This is a genomic window from Achromobacter sp. RT286_PF (assembly GCF_059760425.1).
This window is the reverse complement of the sequence record NZ_JCBAMR010000003.1, coordinates 1-22,356: the sequence shown is the minus strand read 5'-3', so window position 1 is coordinate 22,356 and position 22,356 is coordinate 1. Positions and strand designations below refer to the sequence as shown.

Below are 22,356 nucleotides of genomic sequence, written 5' to 3'. Positions count from 1 at the left end.
TCTGACGTTTTTTCGGCGCCGTTTGACGGTTTTGCTGCTGCCCCGTTTTTGCGCCCCTTTCCCATGCCCGCCAGCGCCGCCGCGCCCTTGCCCATTCTGTCTCTGCCCGAGCCCAGCACCGCACCGCCCAAGCGGCACGAGTGGTGGCGCGGCACGCTGCCGACCGTACCGGCCACGGATGATTGGGAAGACGTGATCGAGCGCGTGCTGAGGGTGGACGACGGCGTCAGCCTGGTGGTGCTGGACGGATCGCCACGTCGGACCCTGACGATTCCCGCGCCGAGCGCGCCGGTGTTCGGCATGCAGGTCTGGCTGGAAGGCGAGGCTGTGCTGGCGGTGGAAGGCGGCGAGCCCCTGAAGGTGGCCGGTGGCGCGGCGCTTTTGTTCAACCACGAACACGCCGTCGGCTGGGCAACCCACCTGCCGGCCCATCGCCGCGTGCGGATGATAGACGTGCGCTACACGCCCGACGCGCTGACGCGGGCAAGTGGTTCGATGCCCGTTGCGCTGCTGCGCAAGCGGTTTCACCGCGACGTCAGCGTGCCGGCGCAAGGGTCCCTGGTGGCATCGCTGGATGCCCCGACCAGCTTGCTGACGCTGGCGGGCAGCCTGACCGGCGAGGCCCCACCCGCGCCGGAAGCGCGGCGGCTTTGGTATTGCGCCAAATCGCTGGAAATGCTGTCGGCCTTTGTGCAATTGCTGTCGTTGCCCGACGCGCTGTCGGGCCCCTTGGCGCACGAACATCAACGCGTGCACCGCGCGTGCGAGCTATTGCGCGATCGCTGCGCCGAGCATTGGCCGCCGGGGCGCCTTGCCCGAGAAGTGGGCCTGTCTGAAAAGCGGCTTCAGCAGTTGATGCGTGAATGCGTGGGCAGATCGGTGCATGCGTATTTAAGTGAAATGCGGCTGGCACGCGCATCGGATCTGCTGCAAGCAGGCATGAGCGTGACGCAGGCGGCGGGCGAGGTCGGCTTTTCCAGCCTTAGCCATTTCAGCAAGGTCTTCAAGGCGCGCTATGGCGCGTCGCCACGGTCCTGGTAAGGTGCAGCAACGCCGGCCAAGTCTTGCCGAGCCCGGTTCGGGCCGGCGCTGGCGCATCGCAAGGGGCACACCACCATGACGCAAAACATCTATGACACTGCCGAGTTTTTCGAGGCTTACAGCCAGATGGCGCGGTCGGTGCACGGCCTGGACGGCGCGCCCGAATGGCCGGCGTTGCGCGCGCTGATTCCACCGTTGCAGGGCCGCCGCGTCGTGGACCTGGGTTGCGGCTTCGGCTGGTTCTGCCGATGGGCGCAGGCGCAGGGCGCCAGCGAGATACTGGGTCTGGACGTGTCGCAAAACATGCTGGACCGGGCTCGTGGTGGCACGCCTGCCTCGGCAGCCGCCGGCGGCATCGTGTATCAGCGCGCCGACCTGGAGCAACTGCAATTGCCGGCGGCGGCTTACGACCTGGCCTACAGCTCGTTGACGCTGCACTACATCGAGCGGCTGGCTGAGCTTTTTGCCACCGTCCATCAAGCGTTGGTGCCGGGCGGGCATTTCGTGTTCTCGGCGGAACACCCGATCTACACGGCGCCCGCCAGCCCCGCCTTCGTGCAGGACGGCTCGGGCCGGCGCATGTGGCCGCTGAACCAGTACGCCGTTCAAGGGCCGCGCACCACGGACTGGTTGGCCAAGGGCGTCATCAAGCAGCACCGTACGCTGGGCGCTTATCTGAACTTGCTGATCCAGACCGGGTTCACCATCGCGCACGTGCAAGAGTGGGCGCCTACCCAGGAACAACTGGCCGCCCAGCCCGCGCTTGCCGAAGAGAGGGATCGGCCGATGATGGTGCTGGTGGCGGCGACCCGATAGGCCGAAATATTTGGTTTCACAAAACCCGCTTGCGTTGTCTATCTAGTAGTAGGTAAGATTCATCCATCGACGCAGCACACACAAAACGCCGCTGACGCCGAAGCCAGAAATACAGTAGGACCGCTTTTTTATTTCCCTGGTTGTCTACCTACAAGTAGATAGCTAAACCAAAAACCGTAGCTTAATCGAATCAACGCAAGCCTCGTTTATTCATCTGGAGATCAACCATGAAGACGCTCGTATCCGCCCTGATTTTGTCCGCCTCGTTCATCGGTGCCGCTGCTCAAGCCGGCGAACTGGACTACCCGCCCGAACTGAACACCGCCAGCACCGTGACGCGTGCCCAAGTGCAGCAAGAACTGGCCGCCGCCCGCGCAAATGGCGAGCTGGTGTCCGGTGAAGAAGGTTACGCCGCGACCGCGTTTGCCTCCGTTGGCGCCGACAAGACCCGCGCCCAGGTCAAGCAAGAACTGGCCGCTGCCCGTGCTCAAGGCCTGACCGAAAGCGGAGAACTGGATTACCCGCCCGTTCAAGGCTAATTTTTTAAGTGTCTGCCTATCTAGTCATAGATAGCTTCGCAAACGCGACATACCCCTGATCCGCATCACGCAGCATCCCTTTCTACTGGAGATTCACCATGAAGACCCTCGTATCCGCCCTGATTTTGTCCGCCTCGTTCATCGGTGCCGCCGCTCAAGCCGGCGAACTGGACTACCCGCCCGAACTGAACACCGCCAGTACCGTGACGCGTGCCCAAGTGCAGCAAGAGTTGGCCGCCGCCCGCGCGAATGGGCAGCTGGTGTCGGGCGAAGAAGGCTACGCCGCCACGTCATTCGCGTCGGTTGGCGCCGACAAGAGCCGCGAACAGGTCAAGCAAGAATTGGCCGCTGCCCGCGCTCAAGGCCTGACCGAAAGCGGCGAACTGGACTACCCGCCCGTGCAAGGCTAAGCCGATGCCGGCACATGCGAACCCCGGGGGGCGGGATGTTTCCCGGCCGGGGTTCGCACGGGCCAAGGCCCACACCCTAGGGCGGCCACCAATGACGGACCGACCTATTAGTAGGTAATATTCAGCCATGGACACCCCGACCCCCAACACCACCCGAGACCTGCTGCTGGCGCACGCCGAGAAGCTCATCCGCACGCGCGGATGCAATGGTTTCAGCTACCGCGATCTGGCGGAGCATGTGGGCGTGAAGACGTCCAGCATCCACTACTACTTTCCTGGCAAGGACGACCTGCTGTATGAAGCAGTCGAGGCCTACAGCGCGCGCGCGCTGGGCGCCGTCCGTGCCATTGATACCGCGCAGCCCGCCCAGGCGCAGCTGGAGCAATACCTGTCGATGATGGAATCGCGGGCTTGCGGCTCGGGCGAACTGTGTTTGGGCGGCATGTTGGCCGCCGACATCATGAGCCTGTCCGACCGTGTGCGTGGCGCGTTGCAGGGATTTTTCCGTGCCCACGAAGCGTGGCTGGCGCGTGTGCTGGCTGAAGGCGCGGCGCAGGGGACGCTGAAGTTCTCGGGTACCGCCGATGCGGCCGGCCGCGCGGTGTTTGCCACCGTCCAAGGTTGCCTGCTGGTGTCGCGGCTATTCCAGCAGCCGCCCGCATTGTGCGAGGCCATCCGTGCGTTGTATGTGGAGTGCGACAAGGCAGCCAAGCCCGCTGCAGCCGCAGCCGCATCCGAATCCGCACCCACTGTGTAACTGCGGCCAGACGTAAAAATCGCGACGGCGCGGATTTTCGCGCCGGTCAGCGCTCCGCATTGAGCAGCCAGCAGTGAGCAGTGAATCCGATTTACCATCACGGCCGCCCGGCATTTGCAGGCGGCCGTTGTCATTGCGCGCTCAGTGTTGCAACGCGCGCGCCATGTCCACGCTGGTGCGTTCTTGCATGCCCAGGTCTCGCATGCGTTGCAAGAACGCGGTTTGTGCGTCGGCGAATCCGGCCACGGGGCTCATGCAATCGGTCAGCAGGACGATGCGGGACAGGTTGCCGCCGGGCAGGTGCTCGGCCAGATGTTCGACGGTGGCGCGCACGCAATGGCTGCCGGCCTCGCCCGCGACCAGAATCAGGTCTGAGCGATCCAGCGATCCCAGCAGCGCGCGGTTCAACTGGCTGCGCGGATCGTCGGGGTCCGGCACTTCGGCCATCAAGGCGCTGTAGTGCTCGGTCCACGGGTTGGTGCCTTTGGGCACCTTGCGCACGATGAATTGGCCGGCGTCTTCCCAGCGGTTGTACGCGGCGCGCACGTCGGGATGCACGTTGTGCCCCCAGGTGCCGATCTCGCAATGCACGGGCCACACCATCAGCGTGTAGCGGCCGCGTGCTTCCAGTTCGTCCAGGTAGGTGGCGGTTCGGGGCAGGTCGTCGGCATGGCGCGGCACGAACTGGCCGGCGCGCAACTGCGCGGCGCTTATCGGCGTGTAGGGGGCGACGGGCTCGCCCTTGCCGGTGTGCCAGAACGTGGGATGCGCGATGTCGACGCGATGGTGGGAGTCCAGCGTTACGGTGATCGAGGTCAGTGCGGAGGCGGTGGCGTCAATGAAACTTGCCAGCCGCTGCATGTCGGCATGCGCGCCGGGCACGGGCAGCGCGGGCCGCGTGGCTTGGCCGGTCAGCGGGTCGCGCGGCAGGTAGGGCTCGGGCAAATCGCAGAAGTCGTTCTGCGGATCGACGATCAGTAGATGGACGGAACGGGGCATGGCGAAATTCGATTGGGACTAAACCGGAATATAGACCGGGATCGCCGTTGTTCACTAGAACAGGACCAGATGTTCGGCGCGGTCGGGCAATTGACGCAGCAGCGCCGTCCATTGCCGCCAGAGGCAGGCGATGACGGCCAAGACGGCCAGCGCGATCAGTATCCACATGACAAGCTCCTGTCCATATTTCGCACGGCCGTGCGAAATTGAGCGATGAAAACGCCGGCACCGGCCGGCAAGGGGGCGGACGATGCCGCCTGCGTCAAATCAATCCGGATCGAGCCACAGGCGTGTTTGCACGCCTGTCACGCCATCCGTCATTGCAAAACCGTGAAGCTGCGGTACGTTGATATCAGCCTGTCATAGGCCGCCCGCACGCGCGCGGGCGCTTGCGGATCGCGCAGGAAACGCGCGTCATGCATCAGCCCGATCATCAGGCTGTACACCTCGAAGACGAGTTGTTCGGGGTCGGTATCCGGCCGGAGATGGCCGGCGTCCAGCGCCTGGCGCACCGTGCGGACCATGGCGGCGCGCCATCGACGTAGGTTGTTTTCCAGCAAGGCGCGCAGCGGCGATTCCACATCGTCGTATTCGAACGCGCCGGCCACGTAGACGCAGCCCGTGGCCATTTCAACGTTGCTGGCGCGTTCCACCCACAGCGATACCAACGCGGTCAAGCGGGGCAGCCCGCGCGGGTACGCCATGGCAGGGGTGAAAACGGCCGCCACAAAGCGGCGGTCATATTCGTCCAGCACGGCCTGCTGCAAGGCTTCCAGCGACCCCACGCGGGAAAACACACCGCTTTTGCTGATGCCCAGCCGCTTGGCGACCTGGCCCAGCGACAGGCTTTCCATGCCCTGGGTGGCGGCCATGGCCAAGGCCGCGTCCACAATGGCCGCGAAGGTCAGCTCGCTTTTTTCCGTTTTGGCAGTCATGAAGCGGAATTTAGCACGGTCGTGCGAAATTGGCCGGCTATTTTCTTGCGGGCAGTTGCGAGTCGCGAGTCGCCAGCCGCCGGTCGGCAGTCCACATGCGCTGGCGCGAGCCTGATGCAGAGCAAAAAAAACCGGACAGCTCAAGCTGCCCGGTTTGGTGTGCAATGATCCGCGCGATTGGCGGTCAGGCCTGCGCGGCAGCCTTAAATTGCAGACGGTACTTGTGCAGCAACGGTTCGGTGTAGCCGTTGGGCTGCGTCAAGCCTTCGAACACCAATGCGCAGGCCGCCTTGAAGGCCAGCGACGTGTCGAAATTGCCGGCCATCGGCTGGTAGAGCGGGTCGCCGGCGTTCTGGCCATCAACGACCTTGGCCATGCGCTTGAAGGTTTCCGTGACCTGTTCCTTGTTGGTCACGCCGTGGCGCAGCCAATTGGCGATGTGCTGGCTGGAAATGCGCAGCGTGGCGCGGTCTTCCATCAGGCCGACGTTATGGATGTCGGGCACCTTCGAGCAGCCCACGCCCTGGTCGATCCAGCGCACGACGTATCCCAGGATGCCCTGCACGTTGTTGTCCAGCTCCTGCTGGATGTCGGCGGCGGACCACTTGGACGGATCGCCCACCGGCACGCTCAACAGCCCGCCCAGCAAGTCGTCGCGCACGCTGTCCAGCTTGGTGCGTTCCAGTTCCTTCTGCACCGCTTGCACGTCGATCTGGTGATAGTGCAGCGCGTGCAGCGTGGCGGCCGTGGGCGAGGGGACCCAGGCGGTGTTGGCGCCGGCCTTCGGGTGGGCAATTTTCTGTTCCAGCATGGCGGCCATCAGGTCGGGCATGGCCCACATGCCCTTGCCGATCTGGGCGCGCCCGCGCAGGCCCGTGTCCAGGCCCACCAGCACGTTGTTGCGTTCGTAGGCGGTGATCCAGGCGGTGGACTTCATGTCGCCCTTGCGCAGCATCGGGCCCGCTTCCATGCTGGAGTGCATCTCGTCGCCGGTGCGGTCCAGAAAGCCCGTGTTGATGAACGCCACGCGCGATGCGGCGGCGCCGATGCACGCTTTCAGGTTGATGCTGGTGCGGCGTTCTTCATCCATGATCCCCATTTTCAGGGTGTTGCGCGGCACCTTGATCAGGTCTTCGACGCGGTCGAACAATTCGCTGGCGAAGGCCGCTTCGGCCGGGCCATGCATCTTGGGCTTCACGATGTAGACGGACCCGGTGCGCGAATTCAGCTTGGCGGTGCGGTCGTGCAGCGCGGCCAGGCTGGTGACGACGGCGTCCAGAATACCTTCGGGGATCTCCTGGCCGTCGCGGTCAAGAATGGCCGGGTTGGTCATCAGGTGGCCCACGTTGCGCACGAACATCAACGAGCGGCCGTGCAAGGTCAGCGCGCTGCCATCCGGACGCGTGTACTGGCGGTCGGCGTTCAGCTTGCGCGTGAAGGTTTTGCCGGCCTTGGTGACGGCTTCGGTCAGGTCGCCCTTCATCAGGCCCAACCAGTTGCGATAGATGTGCACCTTGTCGTCGGCATCGACGGCGGCAACCGAGTCTTCGCAGTCCATGATGGTGGTCAGCGCGGCTTCGACCAGCACGTCTTTCACGCCGGCGGCGTCGGTGCTGCCGATGGCGTTGGCGCGATCGATCTGGATTTCAAAGTGCAGGCCGTTGTTCTTGAGCAAGATGGCCGTGGGGGCTGACGCGTCGCCTTGGTAGCCGGCGAATTGCGAGCCGAATTTCAGCCCGGTGACCACGCCCTTGGCCAGGTTGACGCGCAGTTGGTCGCCTTCAACGGTGTAGCTTTGCGCATCGGCGTGCGAGCCATTGGCCAGCGGGGCGGCCGTGTCCAGAAAGCTGCGTGCGCGCGCAATGACCGCGGCGCCGCGCTCGGGGTTGTAGCCCTTGCCCGTATCGCCGGGCGTGGCGGGGATGGCGTCGGTGCCGTAAAGCGCGTCGTACAGGCTGCCCCAGCGTGCGTTGGCGGCATTCAATGCATAGCGCGAGTTGGACATCGGCACGACCAGCTGCGGACCGGCCTGCTGCGAGATTTCGGTATCGACGTTGTCGGTGGTGGCTTGCACGCTTGCCGGTTGGGGCAGCAGGTAGCCGATGCCTTCCAGAAACTTGCGGTAGGCGGCCGGGTCGGCGATGGGGCCGGGGTTGGCGCGGTGCCAGGCGTCCAGCTCGGCTTGCAGACGGTCGCGTTCGGCCAGCAGGGCGCGGTTCTTGGGCGCCAGGTCATGTACCAGCGCCGCAAAACCCTGCCAGAAGCTGTCTGCATCCAGGCCGGTGCCGGGCAGGGCTTCCTGTTCGATGAATTGGGTGAGATTGGCCGCCACTTGCAGGCCGTGTTGCTGGGTGCGTTGAGTCATGCGGGTCTCTAGCGGTAAGAAGGGCTGGCCGGCGCCGGGCGCCGGGCGAATCTGTCCTGACATCATCGTTCGCACCCGCGCCCATGTCTACCCGAAAACCAACTGGTCATACCAGTTTATTTAGTCGCCGTAAGACAGGCAGGCGATTTTTATGTTTTTATATCAGCACCTTACAGAGGTGTGGCGGACAGCCGAAACCCCATGGCCGGTTTGGTCATACCACTGGTGCGGAGATTGCATGTACGCGGAAACAGAAGAAAAGCCTCGCCAGGTGGCGGATGAAGTCGCCGAGCGAATCGAGCGCCTGATCCTGGATGGCGTGCTCAAGGCGGGGCAGGCCTTGCCGTCCGAACGGCGGCTGACCGAAAAGCTGGGCGTGTCGCGCACCGCGCTGCGCGAAGGCCTGAAGCTGCTGCGCGCGCGTGAAATCATTCACACCGCGCAAGGCAAGGGGTCCTTCGTGGCGCACATCTCGAAGGTGGATGCCGGGCCGCTGATGCACCTGTTCAATTCGCAGCCGCGCACGCTGTACGACCTGCTGGAAGTGCGCTCATTGCTTGAAGCGGAATCCGCCCGGCTGGCTGCCATCCGGGGCACCGAAGCCGACTTCATCATGATCCGCCGGCGTTATGACGACATGGTTGCCGCGCAGGGCACGGCCACCGACACAGCCACGCACGCCCATCTGGACCACGCGTTTCACCTGGCGATCTGCGAGGCGTCGCACAACCCGGTGCTGGTGCATACGCTGCAATCGCTGACCGACCTGCTGCTGGGGTCGGTTTTTGCATGCGTCAATAACCTGTATCACCGCGAACCGGAAAAGCGGCAGATCGACCGTCAGCACACCCGGCTGTACAACGCGGTGACGGGGCGCCAGCCCGAACAGGCGCGTAAAGCCGCAGCCGACCATGTGGACAGCGTGCGGCAGAGCTTGTCGGATATCGAACAGGAAGAACAGCGCCTGGTGCGCGCGACGCTGCGTCTGGAAGGCTGGACGTAGCGCCTAACGGGCTGGGGCTGGGGCTGGGGCCGGGGCGTGGGCTGGGGCGCGGGCGTTGTCGGCCCGACTGGCATGGCGTGTTAGCGGTCGGCCGTTGCGCAGCCGGCCAGCGCCAGCGGCTTGCCGGCGTAGACGCGGCCAAAGCGGTTGTTCAGCAAGGCGTCCAGGTCGATGGCTTCCTGGCCCACAAAGCCCTTTTGCGGCAAGACGCCTTGCGCCACGAGGTCCAGCGCGGCGCAAATGCCGGCGGCGGTGGACAGCTGGATCGCACTCAGGCGGTGGCCGTCCACATCGGCGCCGAACACGCGGATGGGATAGGACTCTTCTTCCAGCCGGCCGTGGCGATGGCCGGATGCCGACGCCTGGATCACGATGACGTCCTGCTCGGTGGTGGGAATGGCTGACTCGAAAATATCCTTGAGCAGATCGCGGCGATCTCGCAGGCGCAGGTCGTTCAGCAGCAACTTCATGATGTTGCAGTGGCCGGGGTAGCGCACGGACTTGTAGTCGACGTTGCGGGCGCGCCCCAACAACGTTGCGGGCAGCGTGCCCAGCCCGCCCGACGTGTTGAAGGCTTCGTATTCAACCCCGTCCAACGCAAAGGTCTCGTAGCCTTCCAGCGCGGGCACGCTGGTCAGCTTGCCGTCGACGATGGCCTCGCAAGGGTTGCAGTATTCGTTGATCAGGCCTTCGGTGCTCCAAGTCAGGTTGTAGCGCAGGCTGTTGGAGGGGTAGCGCGGCAGGGCGCCCACGCGCATGCGCAAGTCCAGCAAGGTGTCGAAGCGGCGGGCCAACGCGTTGCCGACGATGCCGATGAAGCCGGGCGCCAGGCCACATTGCGGCATCAACACGCTTTGCACATCGCCCGCCAGCGCCTGAATGGCGTGGGTGCTGGCGACGTCTTCGGTCAGGTCAAAGTAATGGACGCCCGCGCGCGCGCAAAGGCCTGCTACGGCGGTGGCGCGGTGGAACGGCAGGGCGTTGACGACGGCGTAAGCGCCTTCGATGCAACGCGCCACCGAGTCGTCGTCGCTGATCTGGCGCGTTTGGCAGCCCAATTCGGCCAGCACGCCCAGCCGGGCTGGATCCTGGTCGGCAACCAGCACCGAGTAATCGCCGCTTCGTTCGAGCATCAAGGCGATGGCAAAACCGATTTTTCCGGCGCCCAGCAAAACGATGGGGCGGGTGGCTGACGTAGACATGGTGCGGCTCCTGCGGATTGGGGGGATGGGGTGGCCTCATCCTATGCGGGAGCGCTGTCGATTTGTAGAACCGAAAGTGTCGTAACGGCTTAAGTTATCGACAAAACGACTTAATAAGTAGTCGAATCGTCAAAAACAAAGCCCCCCGGCGTTTGCCGAGGGGCTTTCGATGGGGCTGTCACGGCCTTTTCAGGCCAGTGGATCAGCTGCCCATGGGGGGGTAGTCCATGTTGCCGAAGGTCACCAGGCCTTCTGCCTTGGCTTGAGCCAGTTGCGATTCAACTTGGGCGCGGCTCAGCGACGTGGTGTGTTCAGCGGCGGCGACGGGCGGGTAGTCCAGGTTGCCGAAGGTGACTTCGCCGGCGTTCTTGGCTTGGGCCAGTTCAGCTTGAACTTGTTGCGAGGTCAGGCTGGACTTCTGGGCGATGGGGGCGGGGTAGCCTTCTTCGCCAAACGTGTATTGACCCGAGACCTTGGCTTGTTGCAGTTCAGCTTGCACTTGAGCGCGGGTGGGGGCTTGGTCGGCTTCGGCGGCTTGCGCGCCAGCGGCCAGAACGGACATGGACAGCATCAATGCGGTAGCAAGGGTTTTCATAGCAGACCTCCGGTGTCTTGTGAGCTTGGGATTCGAACCGCTGGCGTCATTGCCTGGGGTTCGCTTGCTGTGTCCCGATGAGATGCATTCTGTGCTCAAACAACCTCGGGATAAACCCTTATTACCTGAAAACATCTTTCCAAAAAATGTACTAATCGATGAGGATTTAACCAGATGGCACCATAGATGGCGATATTTCCATCTGATGACACGATAGGTTGTGGTCGGTGGCGACCCCCGATGACCATTCGCATCCGCGTCCGCCCGGCAAAGTGGCCGGGGTCGCCAAAAAGCAAAGCCCCGGCTTTGGACCGGGGCTTTACGTGGCGGCGGTGGCTGTGAGTGCCTGACGCCGCTTAGCGATTCAGTTCCACCAGCGCCGCGTTGTACTCGGATTGGGCTTCTTCCAGCTTGCGCTGCGCCTTATCGATCTTGTCCTGCTTGCCCTTGGCGCGGGCTTCCTTCAGCTCTTGTTCGCGCTCGGACACTTTGGATTGCTTCTCACGCACGTTTGCTTCGCGTTGGGATTGCAGGCGGCTGTCGGTGCAATTTGCCCGGGCTTCGGCCAAGGCCTTTTTCAAGCCGGCTTCGCGGCGCGTGTTGTTCTGTGCTTGCGCAGCGGCAATGTCGTTTTCGATTTCGCAGAACTTGGCGGCGCAGCCTCGTTGGGCCGAGCAATCGGTGGCGGCCTGAGCGGGCAGGGTGCCGAACACGGCGCACGCAGCGGCGGCGGCCAGGGATTTAACGAAAGAGGGCATGCGGTGTCTCCGTAAGGCGTTGCGGAAACACCATGATGGCCTGATCTGGCGTAGGCGGCAATGCGGCGGCCCGTGGTTGGCGGCCGGGCCAGGCCGGGCCGGCGCCGGCGGTGCGCTGCGGTCCGCCCTGGGGCGTCGTCCTTGGCGGGCCAAGGGATCAGCAGACCAACGGATCCCGCGGACCAACGGATCAGCGGACCAACGGATCACCGGATCAGCGTGCCTGCCAACGCCGCTGCCACCAGCAGCGCGCCCAGCCACAGGTTGGCGCGAAACAGCATGAAGTTGCGGTCGGGGCGCTGGATGTCGAACACCTTCAGCTGCCATGCCAGATGCACCGCGACGGCGGCCATGCCAACCTGATACGCCCACGACAAACCCATGGCGTAACCACCCCAGGCCCACAGCAGGACGGTGGCGGCGTAGAAACCGCCGATCCACAATTTGCCTTGGTCGCCAAAGCGCATGGCCGTGGAATGCAGCCCCAGGCTGCGGTCGTCGCGCACGTCGACGTACGCATAGATGCTGTCGTAGCCCACCTGCCAAAGCACCGCGCCCAACCACATGGCGATGGCGGCCAGCGGCACGACGTTTTGCGTGTCGGACCAGGCCATCAGCATGCCCCAGTTAAAGCAGATGCCCAGCACCACTTGCGGCCAATACGTGACACGCTTGCACAGCGGATAGATGAACACGAAGGGCAGCACGGCCAGGGCCAGCCAGCGGCTCATTTCGTTCAGGAAAAACAGCAGCGATCCGCATACAAGCAGCTGCCCGAGCAGGAACCACACTGCGTTCTTCATCGACAGCTGGCCGCTGGTCAGTGGCCGGAAGCGCGTGCGTTCGACGTGCTTGTCGAAGTTGCGGTCGCACATGTCGTTGACGGTGCAGCCGATGCCGCGCATCAGCAGCGCGCCCAGCGAAAAGACGATCAGCCGTTGCAGGTCGGGCAGACCACCGGCCGACTGCACCAGCGCGGCCACGGCCGGCAGCAGCGTCAGCCACGTGCCGATGGGCCGATCCAGTCGGCACAGGCGGGCGTAGGGTCGCCAGGATTTCGGAAGCCAGCGTTCGACCCAGTCGGTGAAAACGATGTCGCTGAGGTCGACGGGAGGTTGTTGCGAGGCGCTCACTGTCACGGTCAGAATTTGGTCGGGAAAGCCGACAGCATAAAACAACGGCCGGGCGTTGCGCCCGGCCGTGGAAGGTCAATCGCCGTTCAGGGTGCGGCTTTCAGGCCGCATTGCCCAGAAAGCTACGGTTTGCTTATGCCGTGTATTCCTTGAGCAGCTTGCCCAGGATGGCGATGCCGGTGCGGATCTTGTCTTCCGGCACGGTGGCAAAGCTCAGGCGCAGCGTGTTCTGCTTGCCCACGCCGCTGTAGAACGGCGCGCCGGGCACAAAGGCCACGTTTTGCGCGATGGCCTTTTCCAGCAGCTTGGTACTGTCCATGTGCTCGGGCAGCGTCAGCCAGATGAACATGCCGCCTTCCGGCTTGGTCCACGTCACGGTGGACGGGAATTCGCGCTTGATGGCCTCCAGCATGCAGCTGCCCTGGGCGCGGTAGATTTCGCGCACGTTGGGCAGGTGCTCTTCCAGGAAGCCGTCCTTGACGATTTCGTACACGGCCATCTGCGTCAGCGTGGGCGTGTGCAGGTCGGTCGCTTGCTTGGCCTGCACCAGCTTGTTGATCAGCGGACGGGCGCCGGCGATATAGCCCAGGCGCAGGCCCGGGGCCAGTACCTTCGAGAACGTACCCAGGCGCACGACGTTGGCGCCGTATTCGGCGGCCAGCGCCACCAGGCCTGGCTGCGGCTCGCCTGCGTAGCGCAGTTCGCCGTAGGGGTCGTCTTCAATGATGGTCAGGTTCAGTTCGGCGGCGCGCTTGACCAGCGCGATGCGGCGTTCCAGGTTCAGCGTGCGGCCCGTGGGGTTCTGGAAGTTGGGCAGCGCATACAGGAAGCGCGCGCCGTCGGCCAGTTCGGGCGTGATGGATTCGGGGATCAGGCCGCCTTCGTCGGTGGGCACCGGCACGAACTTCGGCTGGTACAGGCTGAACGATTGCAGCGCGCCCAGGTAGCTGGGGTCTTCGACCAAGACCTTGCTGTCCTTGTCGATCAGTACCTTGCCCAGCAGGTCCAGCGCTTGCTGCGAACCGGAGACGATCAGGATCTGGTCGGCGGCAACGTTGGCGCCCGCGCGGTTCAGGTCGTCGGCAACCCATTGGCGCAGCGGGGCATAACCTTCGGTGGGGCCGTATTGCAGGGCCGCGCGGCCGTTGGTGGACAGTACCTTGTCGAACGCAGCACGTACCACTTCTACCGGGAAGCCGCCGGGCGCCGGCAAGCCGCCAGCGAACGAAATGACTTCGGGGCGCTCGGTGACCTTGAGGATCTCGCGGATGGCGGAGCTGGTAAGTTGCTGGGCGCGTTCCGAAAAGGAAAACGCAGGTTCGAGAGGCTTGTCCATGGATTGCTTCTTGAAGAAGAAGGGTAAAGGGAGAGGCTTGTGTAGGGGACTGCGACAAAAAAGTATTGTCCCATACGGTAGCAGCCCGGCCCCTTTAACGCGCGGAACCCCTAAAATCACCTGCATCGAAAACCGCCTGTACAGTTACATTTATCGCCATGTTCGAAGCCGCCCCGATCGTCGCCGAGTCCAAGTCCGCCCTGTACGCCGAATTGGTCGCGCAGGCCCGCGCGCTGCTGGAGGGCGAGCCCGACCGCATCGCCAATGCCGCCAACCTCAGCGCGCTGGCGTACCAAGCCTTGCCCGATCTGAACTGGGCGGGCTTTTATTTTTTTGACGGCACCGAACTGGTTCTTGGCCCGTTCCAGGGCAAGCCGGCCTGCGTGCGCATTCCGCTGAATCGCGGCGTGTGCGGCGCGGCCGCCAGCCAGCGTCAGACGCAGCTGGTGCCGGACGTGCACGCATTTCCCGGCCACATCGCCTGCGATGCCGCGTCGCGTTCCGAAATCGTGGTGCCGCTGGTGCATCAAGGCGAATTGATCGGCGTGTGGGATGTGGACAGCCCCGTGCCCGACCGCTTCGACGAAGACGACCGCCAAGGCATGCAGGCGCTGTGCGCCGTGTTCCTGGCCAGCATGGGCTAAGCGCCCGCCGTTGACACGCCAACGGCCGCCCGGTAGATTTCCGCATCAGCCGCCGACGCGCGTCTTATTGTTTTATTCATTCATGATTCATCAGGCCATCCAATCCGCTTCCTGCATCCGCGCCCTGGGCGCGGTGCTGGCTGCCGTCGGCCTGAAATCCAAAAAACAGCCGCTCATCTGACCGGAGCATGCTGTTCCGTCAGATGGGCGACGGAACAGCGGCCTTCTGGCGGCGCTTTGGCGCCTCTTGCGCACCCCTGATATCCCGAGCACTTCTGTACGGTCCAACCGCGGTCCGCTTACATCGAAGGAGTGTTCTCATGTCCATTCAACAATCTGTGTTCCAAGGCGTCTGGGTGCCGCTGGTCACGCCGTTTTCGGGCGGTGCTGTCGACGGGGGCGCCTTGCGTCGCCTGGTGCGCCACTACGCGGCGGCGGGCGTCGACGGGCTGGTTGTGTGTGGCAGCACCGGCGAGGCCGCCTCATTGGACGACGCCGAGCAACTGGCGGTGCTGGACGCCGTGCTGACCGAAGCCGGCCGGCTGCCCGTCATCATGGGGCTGGCGGGCAACCACCAAGGGCACGTGCTGCAACGCCTGTCCGCCTTTGGCACGCGGCCGCTGGCCGGCATCCTGGCCCCGGCGCCGTATTACGTGCGAGCGGGCCAGGACGGGGCCGCCGCCTATTTTCGCCGCCTGGCCGATGCTTCGCGCTTTCCCCTGGTGCTGTACGACATTCCCTACCGCACGGGCACAACGCTTGAGACATCGACGTTGCTGTCGCTGGCCGCGCATCCGAACGTGGCGGCCATCAAGGATTGCGGCGGGTCGCTGGACAAGACGCTGGCCTTGATAACCGACGGCCAGATGAATGTGCTGGCGGGCGAAGACCTGCAAACCTTATCGGTGCTGTGCCTGGGCGGGGCGGGCATGATCGCGGCCGCCGCGCATGTGCGGCCCGATCTGTTCGTCGCCATGTACCAAGCGGTGCGCGCACAGCAGTTGGACGTCGCACGGCGGTTGTTCCACGCCTTGACGCCGGTGATCCGCCTGGCCTTCGAAGAACCCAACCCTGGGCCGCTGAAGGCGCAACTGAGTCGTCAAGGCTTGTTGATCGACGAATTGCGGCAGCCGATGCCGGCCGCTAGCGCGGCGTTGGCGGTGCGTCTGGATGCGGCCGTTGCCGGCCTGAACCGCCAGTTTCCTTGCCAGTAGACGGAAGTTAGGCCGCGATCACGTTGCAGTCCATCAGCTTTGTGTTGCCCGGATTCATTTGGTAATAAATGCCCTACCGGGATGCTGACGGATTGCTTATGATGCGGCCATTCTTCGGGGTGAAACAAAACGTTCATGGCCCAAGCTTTTGAAGCCTTGTCCGCCTGGCAGGTGATGCTGGCGGGGCTGCTGTTTTTCGGCGGCATCTATCTGGTCTTCGGCGCGGCTACCTGGCTGCTGACCCAGCACGTGTTGCCCGCACTGGGCATCGGCAAGCCACTGGATCCGCGCCCCTTGGGGCCCGGCCAGCTACGCCGGGAACTCGCGCAATCCGGCCTGTCCATCCTGCTGTTTGGCACCGGCATGATTTTCCCGTGGGGCCTGCTGCAACTGGGCTGGGCGCATCTGGACCCGAACCCCAACTGGCAAAAAGTCGTGGTCGAAATCCTGGTGCTGGTGGCCTGGAACGATGTCCATTTCTGGGTCAACCACCGCTTGCTGCACACCAAGCTGCTGCGTCGTTTCCACCTGCCGCATCACCGCTCCGTGGTTACAACGCCGTTCTCGACCTACAGCTTTCACCCTATCGAAGCGCTGATGCTGGGCAACGTCATCATGCTGCCGATGGTGCTGCATGATTTCAGCTTTTGGGCACTGGCGTCGGTGCCGCTGTTCAGCCTGTTCTTCAATTGCATCGGCCACGCCAACTACGACTTTTTCCCCAAGGTGTCCTACGCGCATTGGTTCGCCGCCAGCCGGCGCCACCATCTGCATCACGCCTGCTACAACGGCAATTACGGCTTTCAGTTTACGTTTATGGACCGCCTGTTTCGGACGCGCCTGAAGGCCGAGGCCGCGGCAAACCAGCTGGATGCATTCCAGCGCAGAGACGCTGTTGGCGGCAAAGCCTGACACCCGGCGGCGCCTGCCGTCCTTGCGCAACCGGCGCGACTGGCAAAGCCTGGCCTACCTGGCCACGCTGCCCGCGCTGGCGGGCTGGCAATGGGTGTACGGATTCTGGTGGCCGCTTTACGCGCTGATGCTGTTCTTGACGCTGGGCATCGGTGTCATCCATCACAACCACACGCACATCCGCATGTGGCGCGGCCGCTGGACCAACCGCGCAACCGATTTCTGGATCACGCTGCTGCAAGGGCACCCGACCTTCGTCTTTTACCCGGCCCATGTGGCGAATCATCATCGCTACAAGCATGGTGCGCGCGACGTCGCGCGCACCTATCGTTTTGGTGGCGACACCAACCACCTGTGGGGCTACGTGCTGCACCCGTTTCAGGCGGGCTGGGTGCTGTACCCGATGTTCTTCGCGTGGCTGGGCCGGCTGCGCCGCCACTGGCCGGGCGCCTGGCGCTACAGCATGGCGCAATACGGGGCGTGGCTGGGGCTGTGGGGTGGGTTGCTGGCCGTGAACCCCGTCAAGGCGCTGGTGTTCGTGATCGTGCCGCAACTGCATGGCCTGCATTGGTTGCTGGCCACCAACTACTTGCAGCACGCCCATGCCGACGGCGGGCCGCGCCATGTTGCCGGCCTGAACTACGCACGCAATTTTGAAGGGCTGGTCAACCCGTTGCTGTTCAACATCGGCCTGCACACCGCGCATCACGAGCACCCGCGCGCGCATTGGTCCGAACTGACCCGGCTGCATCGCGAACACTATCGCGCGCGCGTCGACCCGGCGCTCAATGAAGCGGGGCTGGTGCCGTATATGTTCCGTGTCTTCGTGCTGGGCGCCTTCGTACCGCGCCTGCGCAGCCGTTCCTACATGGCGCCCGAGCATGTTCGCTAGCGCCTTACCCATTACCACTCGAGGCCCGTCACATGCCTATCGCGTTTAATCGTGTCTACCTGGAAGGCGCCGGCTATTTCATGCCGGGCGAACCCGTGTCCAACGAGGCGATGGACAACTACATCGCGCCGCTGAACCGCATGTCCAGCCGCATCAAAGGCCGCATCCTTGCCGAGAACGGCATCAAGCACCGTTACTACGCCATCGACGCGGAAGGCCAGACGGTCTATACGAATGCGCAGCTGGCGGCCAACGCCATTCGCGATTGCCTGCGGCGCGCCGACAGCGACCTGTCGGCCGTGTCCATGCTGACCAGCGGGTCGTCGGGCGGCGACGCCCTGATGCCGGGTTTCGCCAACATGATCCAGGGCGAGCTTGCTGCTCAGCCGATGGAAACGCTGTCGGTGCACGGCATCTGCGCGGCGGGGGTATCGGCGATCCAGGCGGCGGCGCAAGGCGTCGAGATGGGCGGGCACGCCAGTGCGCTGGCCGTGGCCAGCGAATTGCCGTCGCGTCTGTTCAAGCGATCGCGCTTTGCGGCGCGCGGGTACGACGCCGATTTCGATGCGCATTTCCTGCGCTGGATGCTGTCCGACGGCGCGGGCGCCTTGCTGCTGGGCAACAGCGGCCGCGCGCTGGCCGGGGCGTCCAAGGGCGTCAGGCTGAAACTGAAGTGGGTGCATCAGCGGTCGTTCTCGGGCGATTACCCGGTGTGCATGCAACTGGGCCTGTCCGCCGACCGCGCAAAGGGCCATCTGGACTATCCGTCCTGGAACGAGGCCGAAGCCGACGGCGCCTTGTCGCTGCGCCAGGACATCCGGCTGTTGCCGCATCTGTTCGACATCGGCATCCATGAATACGCCAAGCTGGTGCGCGATGGTTGGGTGGACCCGGATCAGGTCGACCATTTCCTGTGCCATTACTCGTCGGAAAAATTCATCCCCGTGGTCGAAGACCTGATGGAAAAGGCCGGCCTGGTGATTCCGCGTGAACGCTGGTTCAGCAACCTGGCGTGGCGCGGCAATACGGGCGCGGCGTCGATTTTGATCATGCTGGCCGAGTTCCTGGAAACGCGTGAGATCAAACCGGGCGAACAGATTTTTTGCTATATCCCCGAGTCGGGGCGTTTCATGGCGGCCTACATGTTGCTGGAAGCGGAAGCGGTGCAGGCGCCGGCCGTGGCCGGGGCCTCGCCGTCCACGGCCGATCATCCTGTGAATCTGGCCGCAAACCCGGCCGCCAAATCCACCGCCCGCATCGACACGCAAAGCGATGACGCCGACGCCATCGCGCCGCCACATGACCCCGACATGGCCCCGCAAGGCTTGGGCCAGTTGCTGACCGAGCTGGCCGCCATCTGGCACGACTACCGTTCGCGCGTGTGGCGCACGCCGGTGGTGCGCCGCTTGCGCCGCCGCGAATTCCAGACGAGCGATTATCTGAACTGGATGGAAAACTGGATCCCCCAGGTGCGCGAAGGCAGCAAGTGGATGCGCGAGGGCGCGGCCTCGCTGACCGAGCAATACGCGCCGCTGGCCGCGCTGATCGACATGCACGCCGGCGAAGAGCAGAACGATTTCCAGATCCTGTTCCAGGACTACCGCACGGCGGGCGGCACGGTGGACAACATCGACGCCTTGCGCCGCAACCCCGGCGGCGAAGCGCTGAACGCCTATCTGCACGGCCTGGCCGCCACGCGTGACCCGATCGGGCTGCTGGGCGCCATCTACATCATCGAAGGCACGGGCCAGCGCATCGTGCCTGCGCTGCTACCCTTGCTCAAGGCCAGCCTGAAGCTGCCGCCCGACGCATTTCGCTTCCTTGAATATCACGGCCACAACGACGAGCATCATCTGGCGCGCTGGCTGTCGGCCGTGGAACTGGCGCTGGATTGCGACGAAGACGGCCGCGCCGAACAACGCATCGTGGACACCGCCCGCCGCACCGCCGCGCTGTACCTGATGCAGTTCCACCATGTCATGGAGGGCGATGCCGCATGAGCAAGGAACCCGAATTCCTGGCCAAGGCGCATGATCCGGCCGACCCCAGCCCTTGGCTGGCCTTGTACCTGGACCGCAGCACGCCGCTGCCGGACAAGGTGAAAAAAGCCTGGCTGACCGATTCCAGTTGCGCCTCGCGTCAGTACCTGCTGCCGTTCCTGCGTCCGCTGGCACGCGCCTTCATCATCGTGATCCAGGTGGTCAAGACGTTCCTGCCGCGCCGCTGGTCGCATTCCCGGCTGCTGCATCGCATCCTGGCCTGGGGGCTCAAGCGCTTCGTATCGCCCGAGGCCAACTGGCTGATCCTGCGGCACTTTCACCTGGGCGCGCAGGCGCTGGCGTTCATCGGCGCGAACTCGCCGGTACCGATCACGACTACGCCGCTCAAGCCGTTGGACATTGACGATCTGAAGGACGAACTCTTCGTCAAGCACGACCTGAACCTGTTCAACTTCGTGATCCGCCTGAACCAGGCACTGCGCGAGGCCGGCGTGGAAATGCATGCGCCCAAGTCGGTCGATTTCTCGATGATCGAGGACCCGCCGCTGAAGCTGGAAGACATGCCGCAAGGCAAGCTGAACTTCCTGGACCTGCAAAGCGCCATCGAACTGTTTACCCCGCTGTACCAGTTGATGCTGACCGACAACGACTTCTGGCGCGCGGCCAACTCGTTGCAGCTGGATGAAACCATCGGCATCTACGCGGCCAAATTGCTGGGCGCGCCGCAGCACCTGATCCTGGTCAACAACAGCCACCCGCTGGTGCCGATGTCGACCTTGCGGGCGGGTTACCGGCTGGTGTTGCACGGCCTGTCCACCGAGATGCTGCACAGCTTGCTGATGGAGATGAAGGCCGCGCAACAGGGCGCGGAACCGCCCGCGCCGATCAGCTAGAAGGGGGCGCGGGCAGCAGAGCGTCTTGAGGAGTCACTTGGTGTAGACCCTGCGTTACACGGAAATAGGGCTGCGTTATATTGCCTGCCTTGTTCGGTAAGCAGCGCCGGATCGCGGTTGCGTCGAGCGTGGTTTGCGCCCCGCATCGCAGGTTTTTCCGTTGCGTGATTCCTTATTTCGGAAGTCCCTCTTATGCCCCAGCCCATTGAAGTCATTGCCACCATCCTGTTCGCGGTGGCGGTTCTTCATACCTTTTCCGTTCCCGTTTTTGCGCGCCTGGCCCATCGCGGCGGCCCGCATGCCGGCATCTGGCATTTGTTCGCCGAAGTCGAAGCGGTGTTCGGCGTCTGGGCGTTCGCGCTGATCGTCGCGATGGCCGCGCTGACCGGTCCGGCCAGCGCCATCAGTTACATGGACACGCGCAACTTCACCGAGCCGCTGTTCGTTTTCGTGATCATGGTGGTGGCAGCCAGCCGGCCGATCCTGGAAATGGTCGGCCTGATGGTGCGCGTCGTGGCGCGCGTGCTGCCCCTGCCGCGCGAACTGGCCACCTTCTTCGTGGTGATGGCGCTGGTGCCGCTGGGCGGCTCTTTCATCACCGAGCCCGCCGCGATGACGCTGGCCGCGATCCTGCTGCGTGACGCCTATTTCCGCACGAGCGGCCGCGCCGGCTTCAAGTACCTGACTCTGGGCGTGCTGTTCGTAAACGTGTCGATCGGCGGCGTGCTGACCGCCTACGCGGCGCCGCCGGTGCTCATGGTGGCGTCCACCTTCGGGTGGGATTCCGCTTTCATGGCGCAGCACTTCGGCTGGCGCGCGGCGGTGGCCGTGTGCTTGAACGCCGGCTTGTTGACGTTTATCTGCCGCAAGGCGCTGATGGACCGCTCGGTGGGCACGGGCGGCGGTGTCGACGGCGCGCAAGGCTCGGATTCGCGACCGCCGGTGCCGATGCTGGTCATCGCTGTGCATCTGGTCTTCTTGGTAGCCGTGGTGCTCACCGCGCATCACCCGGCCATTTTCATGGGCCTGTTGATGATGTTCATTGGCTTTTCCGAAGCTTATAAGCGCCATCAGAACCGCCTGTTGATCAAGGAAGGCCTGATGGTCGGGTTCTTCCTGGCCGGGCTGGTGGTGCTGGGCGGTTTGCAGAAGTGGTGGTTGCAGGATCTGCTGGGCGGCTTGCAGCCGTTCGTGCTGTTCTGGGGGGCAACGGCACTGACCGCCATTACCGACAACGCCGCGCTGACGTATCTGGGGTCGCTGGTTGAAGGCACCAACGAAGCCTGGCGCTACATGCTGGTGGCAGGCGCGGTGACCGGGGGCGGCCTGACCGTGATCGCCAATGCGCCGAACCCGGCGGGTTTCGCCATTCTGAAAAACCACTTTCCGGATGGCAGCATTTCGTCGGGACGGCTGTTTCTGTCCGCCTTGGGGCCCACCTTGATCGCGGCCCTGATGTTCCTGCTGCCGCTCTAGGAAAGCCCGGCGACGCAAGGGTCGCGCCCTTGGGGATGCCGCTTGCCCCCCCAAGGCGTGACCGGGCACCGACGGTTTCCGAAAAACCGCTAAAATTCAAGACTTTCCCGAATTTTTTTCCGGCCTAGCCCCCCCCGTCGCTCCTGACCACTTCGTGTCTGGCGTTTGACGGCTTTGATTTCCGGGCGTGTGCCTCGGAGCCCCTGATGCCCATCTACGCTTATAAGTGCAGCGCCTGCGGCCATGCCAAAGACGTCTTGCAGAAGATTTCCGATGCGCCCCTTTCGGTTTGCCCCGAATGCGGCCAAAGCACGTTCTCCAAGCAGGTGACCGCGGCTGGATTCCAGCTGAAAGGGTCCGGCTGGTACGTGACCGACTTCCGTAACAACGGTTCAAGTGGCGCAGCCGCCACGGGTGCCGCGGCGCCGTCGGAAGG

The 22,356-nt window shown here is 64.0% G+C and carries 22 protein-coding genes; 14 read left to right on the top strand and 8 right to left on the bottom strand.

From position 1 onward, the window contains the following. The first annotated feature begins 63 nt into the window (after positions 1 to 63). The 5 genes from AC6LJY_RS03720 to AC6LJY_RS03700 all read left to right on the top strand — a co-directional run bounded on the left by AC6LJY_RS03720 (position 64) and on the right by AC6LJY_RS03700 (position 3,563). The gene (locus AC6LJY_RS03720) at positions 64 to 1,041 is read left to right on the top strand and encodes a helix-turn-helix domain-containing protein (protein WP_498135343.1); all 978 of its coding nucleotides are present in this window, start codon (positions 64 to 66) and stop codon (positions 1,039 to 1,041) included. Positions 1,042 to 1,116: 75 nt separating this feature from the next. Then, a complete protein-coding gene (locus AC6LJY_RS03715; protein WP_498135342.1) occupies positions 1,117 to 1,857 on the top strand; it encodes a class I SAM-dependent methyltransferase in 741 nt (246 codons plus the stop codon). A 227-nt stretch (positions 1,858 to 2,084) separates the two neighbouring features. Further along, on the top strand, positions 2,085 to 2,396 hold the full coding sequence (locus AC6LJY_RS03710) for a DUF4148 domain-containing protein (RefSeq protein ID WP_104142507.1): 312 nt from the start codon (positions 2,085 to 2,087) through the stop codon (positions 2,394 to 2,396). 98 nt (positions 2,397 to 2,494) lie between these two features. Beyond that, a complete protein-coding gene (locus tag AC6LJY_RS03705) occupies positions 2,495 to 2,806 on the top strand; it encodes a DUF4148 domain-containing protein (RefSeq protein WP_046802924.1) in 312 nt (103 codons plus the stop codon). Positions 2,807 to 2,933: 127 nt separating this feature from the next. After that, positions 2,934 to 3,563 (top strand): TetR family transcriptional regulator, encoded by a 630-nt coding sequence (locus AC6LJY_RS03700; protein ID WP_314359193.1) that lies wholly within the window; start codon positions 2,934 to 2,936, stop codon positions 3,561 to 3,563. A gap of 141 nt (positions 3,564 to 3,704) precedes the next feature. Here AC6LJY_RS03700 and AC6LJY_RS03695 read toward each other — a convergent pair whose 3' ends face one another. The 3 genes from AC6LJY_RS03695 to AC6LJY_RS03685 all read right to left on the bottom strand — a co-directional run bounded on the left by AC6LJY_RS03695 (position 3,705) and on the right by AC6LJY_RS03685 (position 7,862). After that, positions 3,705 to 4,562: a cysteine hydrolase family protein gene (locus AC6LJY_RS03695; protein WP_314359191.1), complete on the bottom strand. Its 858-nt coding sequence runs from the start codon at positions 4,560 to 4,562 to the stop codon at positions 3,705 to 3,707. A gap of 317 nt (positions 4,563 to 4,879) precedes the next feature. Next, entirely contained in the window at positions 4,880 to 5,497 is a 618-nt protein-coding gene (locus AC6LJY_RS03690; protein WP_314359189.1) for a TetR/AcrR family transcriptional regulator, read from the bottom strand. 184 nt (positions 5,498 to 5,681) lie between these two features. After that, the gene (locus AC6LJY_RS03685) at positions 5,682 to 7,862 is read right to left on the bottom strand and encodes a malate synthase G (RefSeq protein WP_498135341.1); all 2,181 of its coding nucleotides are present in this window, start codon (positions 7,860 to 7,862) and stop codon (positions 5,682 to 5,684) included. A 238-nt stretch (positions 7,863 to 8,100) separates the two neighbouring features. On the opposite strand from AC6LJY_RS03685, the gene glcC reads away from it, so the two are divergent. Continuing rightward, positions 8,101 to 8,865 carry a transcriptional regulator GlcC gene (gene glcC / locus AC6LJY_RS03680; protein WP_046802929.1) on the top strand — a complete coding sequence of 255 codons (765 nt, stop codon included), beginning with the start codon at positions 8,101 to 8,103 and terminating at the stop codon, positions 8,863 to 8,865. Positions 8,866 to 8,945: 80 nt separating this feature from the next. On the opposite strand, the gene AC6LJY_RS03675 is transcribed toward glcC, so the two are convergent. The 5 genes from AC6LJY_RS03675 to AC6LJY_RS03655 form a co-directional block, all read right to left on the bottom strand. Beyond that, the gene (locus AC6LJY_RS03675; RefSeq protein ID WP_314359181.1) at positions 8,946 to 10,067 is read right to left on the bottom strand and encodes a saccharopine dehydrogenase family protein; all 1,122 of its coding nucleotides are present in this window, start codon (positions 10,065 to 10,067) and stop codon (positions 8,946 to 8,948) included. A gap of 202 nt (positions 10,068 to 10,269) precedes the next feature. Beyond that, the gene (locus tag AC6LJY_RS03670; RefSeq protein ID WP_082134336.1) at positions 10,270 to 10,662 is read right to left on the bottom strand and encodes a DUF4148 domain-containing protein; all 393 of its coding nucleotides are present in this window, start codon (positions 10,660 to 10,662) and stop codon (positions 10,270 to 10,272) included. 356 nt (positions 10,663 to 11,018) lie between these two features. Continuing rightward, the gene (locus tag AC6LJY_RS03665) at positions 11,019 to 11,420 is read right to left on the bottom strand and encodes a DUF1090 domain-containing protein (protein WP_498135340.1); all 402 of its coding nucleotides are present in this window, start codon (positions 11,418 to 11,420) and stop codon (positions 11,019 to 11,021) included. Between the two features lie 206 nt (positions 11,421 to 11,626). Further along, complete coding sequence (gene ubiA, locus AC6LJY_RS03660; RefSeq protein ID WP_046803123.1) at positions 11,627 to 12,553, bottom strand: 4-hydroxybenzoate octaprenyltransferase; 927 nt, start codon at positions 12,551 to 12,553, stop codon at positions 11,627 to 11,629. Positions 12,554 to 12,686: 133 nt separating this feature from the next. Next, entirely contained in the window at positions 12,687 to 13,889 is a 1,203-nt protein-coding gene (locus AC6LJY_RS03655; RefSeq protein WP_046802933.1) for an aminotransferase-like domain-containing protein, read from the bottom strand. A gap of 158 nt (positions 13,890 to 14,047) precedes the next feature. Between AC6LJY_RS03655 and AC6LJY_RS03650 the strand changes: the two genes are divergently transcribed. The 8 genes from AC6LJY_RS03650 to AC6LJY_RS03615 all read left to right on the top strand — a co-directional run. Further along, complete coding sequence (locus AC6LJY_RS03650; protein WP_498135339.1) at positions 14,048 to 14,533, top strand: GAF domain-containing protein; 486 nt, start codon at positions 14,048 to 14,050, stop codon at positions 14,531 to 14,533. 320 nt (positions 14,534 to 14,853) lie between these two features. After that, entirely contained in the window at positions 14,854 to 15,747 is an 894-nt protein-coding gene (gene dapA, locus AC6LJY_RS03645; protein WP_104142518.1) for a 4-hydroxy-tetrahydrodipicolinate synthase, read from the top strand. Between the two features lie 135 nt (positions 15,748 to 15,882). After that, a complete protein-coding gene (locus AC6LJY_RS03640) occupies positions 15,883 to 16,659 on the top strand; it encodes a sterol desaturase family protein (protein WP_498135338.1) in 777 nt (258 codons plus the stop codon). Continuing rightward, on the top strand, positions 16,619 to 17,551 hold the full coding sequence (locus AC6LJY_RS03635; RefSeq protein WP_498135337.1) for a fatty acid desaturase family protein: 933 nt from the start codon (positions 16,619 to 16,621) through the stop codon (positions 17,549 to 17,551). Before AC6LJY_RS03640 ends, AC6LJY_RS03635 begins: the two co-directional genes overlap by 41 nt. A 32-nt stretch (positions 17,552 to 17,583) precedes the next feature. After that, positions 17,584 to 19,551 carry an iron-containing redox enzyme family protein gene (locus AC6LJY_RS03630; RefSeq protein WP_498135336.1) on the top strand — a complete coding sequence of 656 codons (1,968 nt, stop codon included), beginning with the start codon at positions 17,584 to 17,586 and terminating at the stop codon, positions 19,549 to 19,551. Then, the gene (locus AC6LJY_RS03625; RefSeq protein WP_104142521.1) at positions 19,548 to 20,444 is read left to right on the top strand and encodes a DUF6999 family protein; all 897 of its coding nucleotides are present in this window, start codon (positions 19,548 to 19,550) and stop codon (positions 20,442 to 20,444) included. Before AC6LJY_RS03630 ends, AC6LJY_RS03625 begins: the two co-directional genes overlap by 4 nt. 192 nt (positions 20,445 to 20,636) lie before the next feature. After that, on the top strand, positions 20,637 to 21,920 hold the full coding sequence (locus AC6LJY_RS03620) for a putative Na+/H+ antiporter (protein ID WP_046802939.1): 1,284 nt from the start codon (positions 20,637 to 20,639) through the stop codon (positions 21,918 to 21,920). Positions 21,921 to 22,126: 206 nt separating this feature from the next. Then, positions 22,127 to 22,356 (top strand): FmdB family zinc ribbon protein (locus AC6LJY_RS03615; protein ID WP_485801940.1); only part of this gene is annotated, 230 nt, incomplete at its 3' end.

What these genes read in the sequence shown, in the direction of transcription:
- AC6LJY_RS03720 (WP_498135343.1), top strand. Translation starts at nt 64, where the DNA reads ATGCCCGCCAGCGCCGCCGCGCCCTTGCCCATTCTGTCTCTGCCCGAG.
- AC6LJY_RS03695 (WP_314359191.1), bottom strand. Translation starts at nt 4,562, where the DNA reads ATGCCCCGTTCCGTCCATCTACTGATCGTCGATCCGCAGAACGACTTC.
- dapA (WP_104142518.1), top strand. Translation starts at nt 14,854, where the DNA reads ATGTCCATTCAACAATCTGTGTTCCAAGGCGTCTGGGTGCCGCTGGTC.
- AC6LJY_RS03710 (WP_104142507.1), top strand. Translation starts at nt 2,085, where the DNA reads ATGAAGACGCTCGTATCCGCCCTGATTTTGTCCGCCTCGTTCATCGGT.
- AC6LJY_RS03685 (WP_498135341.1), bottom strand. Translation starts at nt 7,862, where the DNA reads ATGACTCAACGCACCCAGCAACACGGCCTGCAAGTGGCGGCCAATCTC.
- AC6LJY_RS03630 (WP_498135336.1), top strand. Translation starts at nt 17,584, where the DNA reads ATGCCTATCGCGTTTAATCGTGTCTACCTGGAAGGCGCCGGCTATTTC.
- AC6LJY_RS03640 (WP_498135338.1), top strand. Translation starts at nt 15,883, where the DNA reads ATGGCCCAAGCTTTTGAAGCCTTGTCCGCCTGGCAGGTGATGCTGGCG.
- AC6LJY_RS03665 (WP_498135340.1), bottom strand. Translation starts at nt 11,420, where the DNA reads ATGCCCTCTTTCGTTAAATCCCTGGCCGCCGCCGCTGCGTGCGCCGTG.
- AC6LJY_RS03700 (WP_314359193.1), top strand. Translation starts at nt 2,934, where the DNA reads ATGGACACCCCGACCCCCAACACCACCCGAGACCTGCTGCTGGCGCAC.
- AC6LJY_RS03690 (WP_314359189.1), bottom strand. Translation starts at nt 5,497, where the DNA reads ATGACTGCCAAAACGGAAAAAAGCGAGCTGACCTTCGCGGCCATTGTG.
- AC6LJY_RS03670 (WP_082134336.1), bottom strand. Translation starts at nt 10,662, where the DNA reads ATGAAAACCCTTGCTACCGCATTGATGCTGTCCATGTCCGTTCTGGCC.
- AC6LJY_RS03715 (WP_498135342.1), top strand. Translation starts at nt 1,117, where the DNA reads ATGACGCAAAACATCTATGACACTGCCGAGTTTTTCGAGGCTTACAGC.
- AC6LJY_RS03635 (WP_498135337.1), top strand. Translation starts at nt 16,619, where the DNA reads ATGCATTCCAGCGCAGAGACGCTGTTGGCGGCAAAGCCTGACACCCGG.
- AC6LJY_RS03705 (WP_046802924.1), top strand. Translation starts at nt 2,495, where the DNA reads ATGAAGACCCTCGTATCCGCCCTGATTTTGTCCGCCTCGTTCATCGGT.
- AC6LJY_RS03655 (WP_046802933.1), bottom strand. Translation starts at nt 13,889, where the DNA reads ATGGACAAGCCTCTCGAACCTGCGTTTTCCTTTTCGGAACGCGCCCAG.
- glcC (WP_046802929.1), top strand. Translation starts at nt 8,101, where the DNA reads ATGTACGCGGAAACAGAAGAAAAGCCTCGCCAGGTGGCGGATGAAGTC.
- AC6LJY_RS03620 (WP_046802939.1), top strand. Translation starts at nt 20,637, where the DNA reads ATGCCCCAGCCCATTGAAGTCATTGCCACCATCCTGTTCGCGGTGGCG.
- AC6LJY_RS03650 (WP_498135339.1), top strand. Translation starts at nt 14,048, where the DNA reads ATGTTCGAAGCCGCCCCGATCGTCGCCGAGTCCAAGTCCGCCCTGTAC.
- AC6LJY_RS03675 (WP_314359181.1), bottom strand. Translation starts at nt 10,067, where the DNA reads ATGTCTACGTCAGCCACCCGCCCCATCGTTTTGCTGGGCGCCGGAAAA.
- AC6LJY_RS03625 (WP_104142521.1), top strand. Translation starts at nt 19,548, where the DNA reads ATGAGCAAGGAACCCGAATTCCTGGCCAAGGCGCATGATCCGGCCGAC.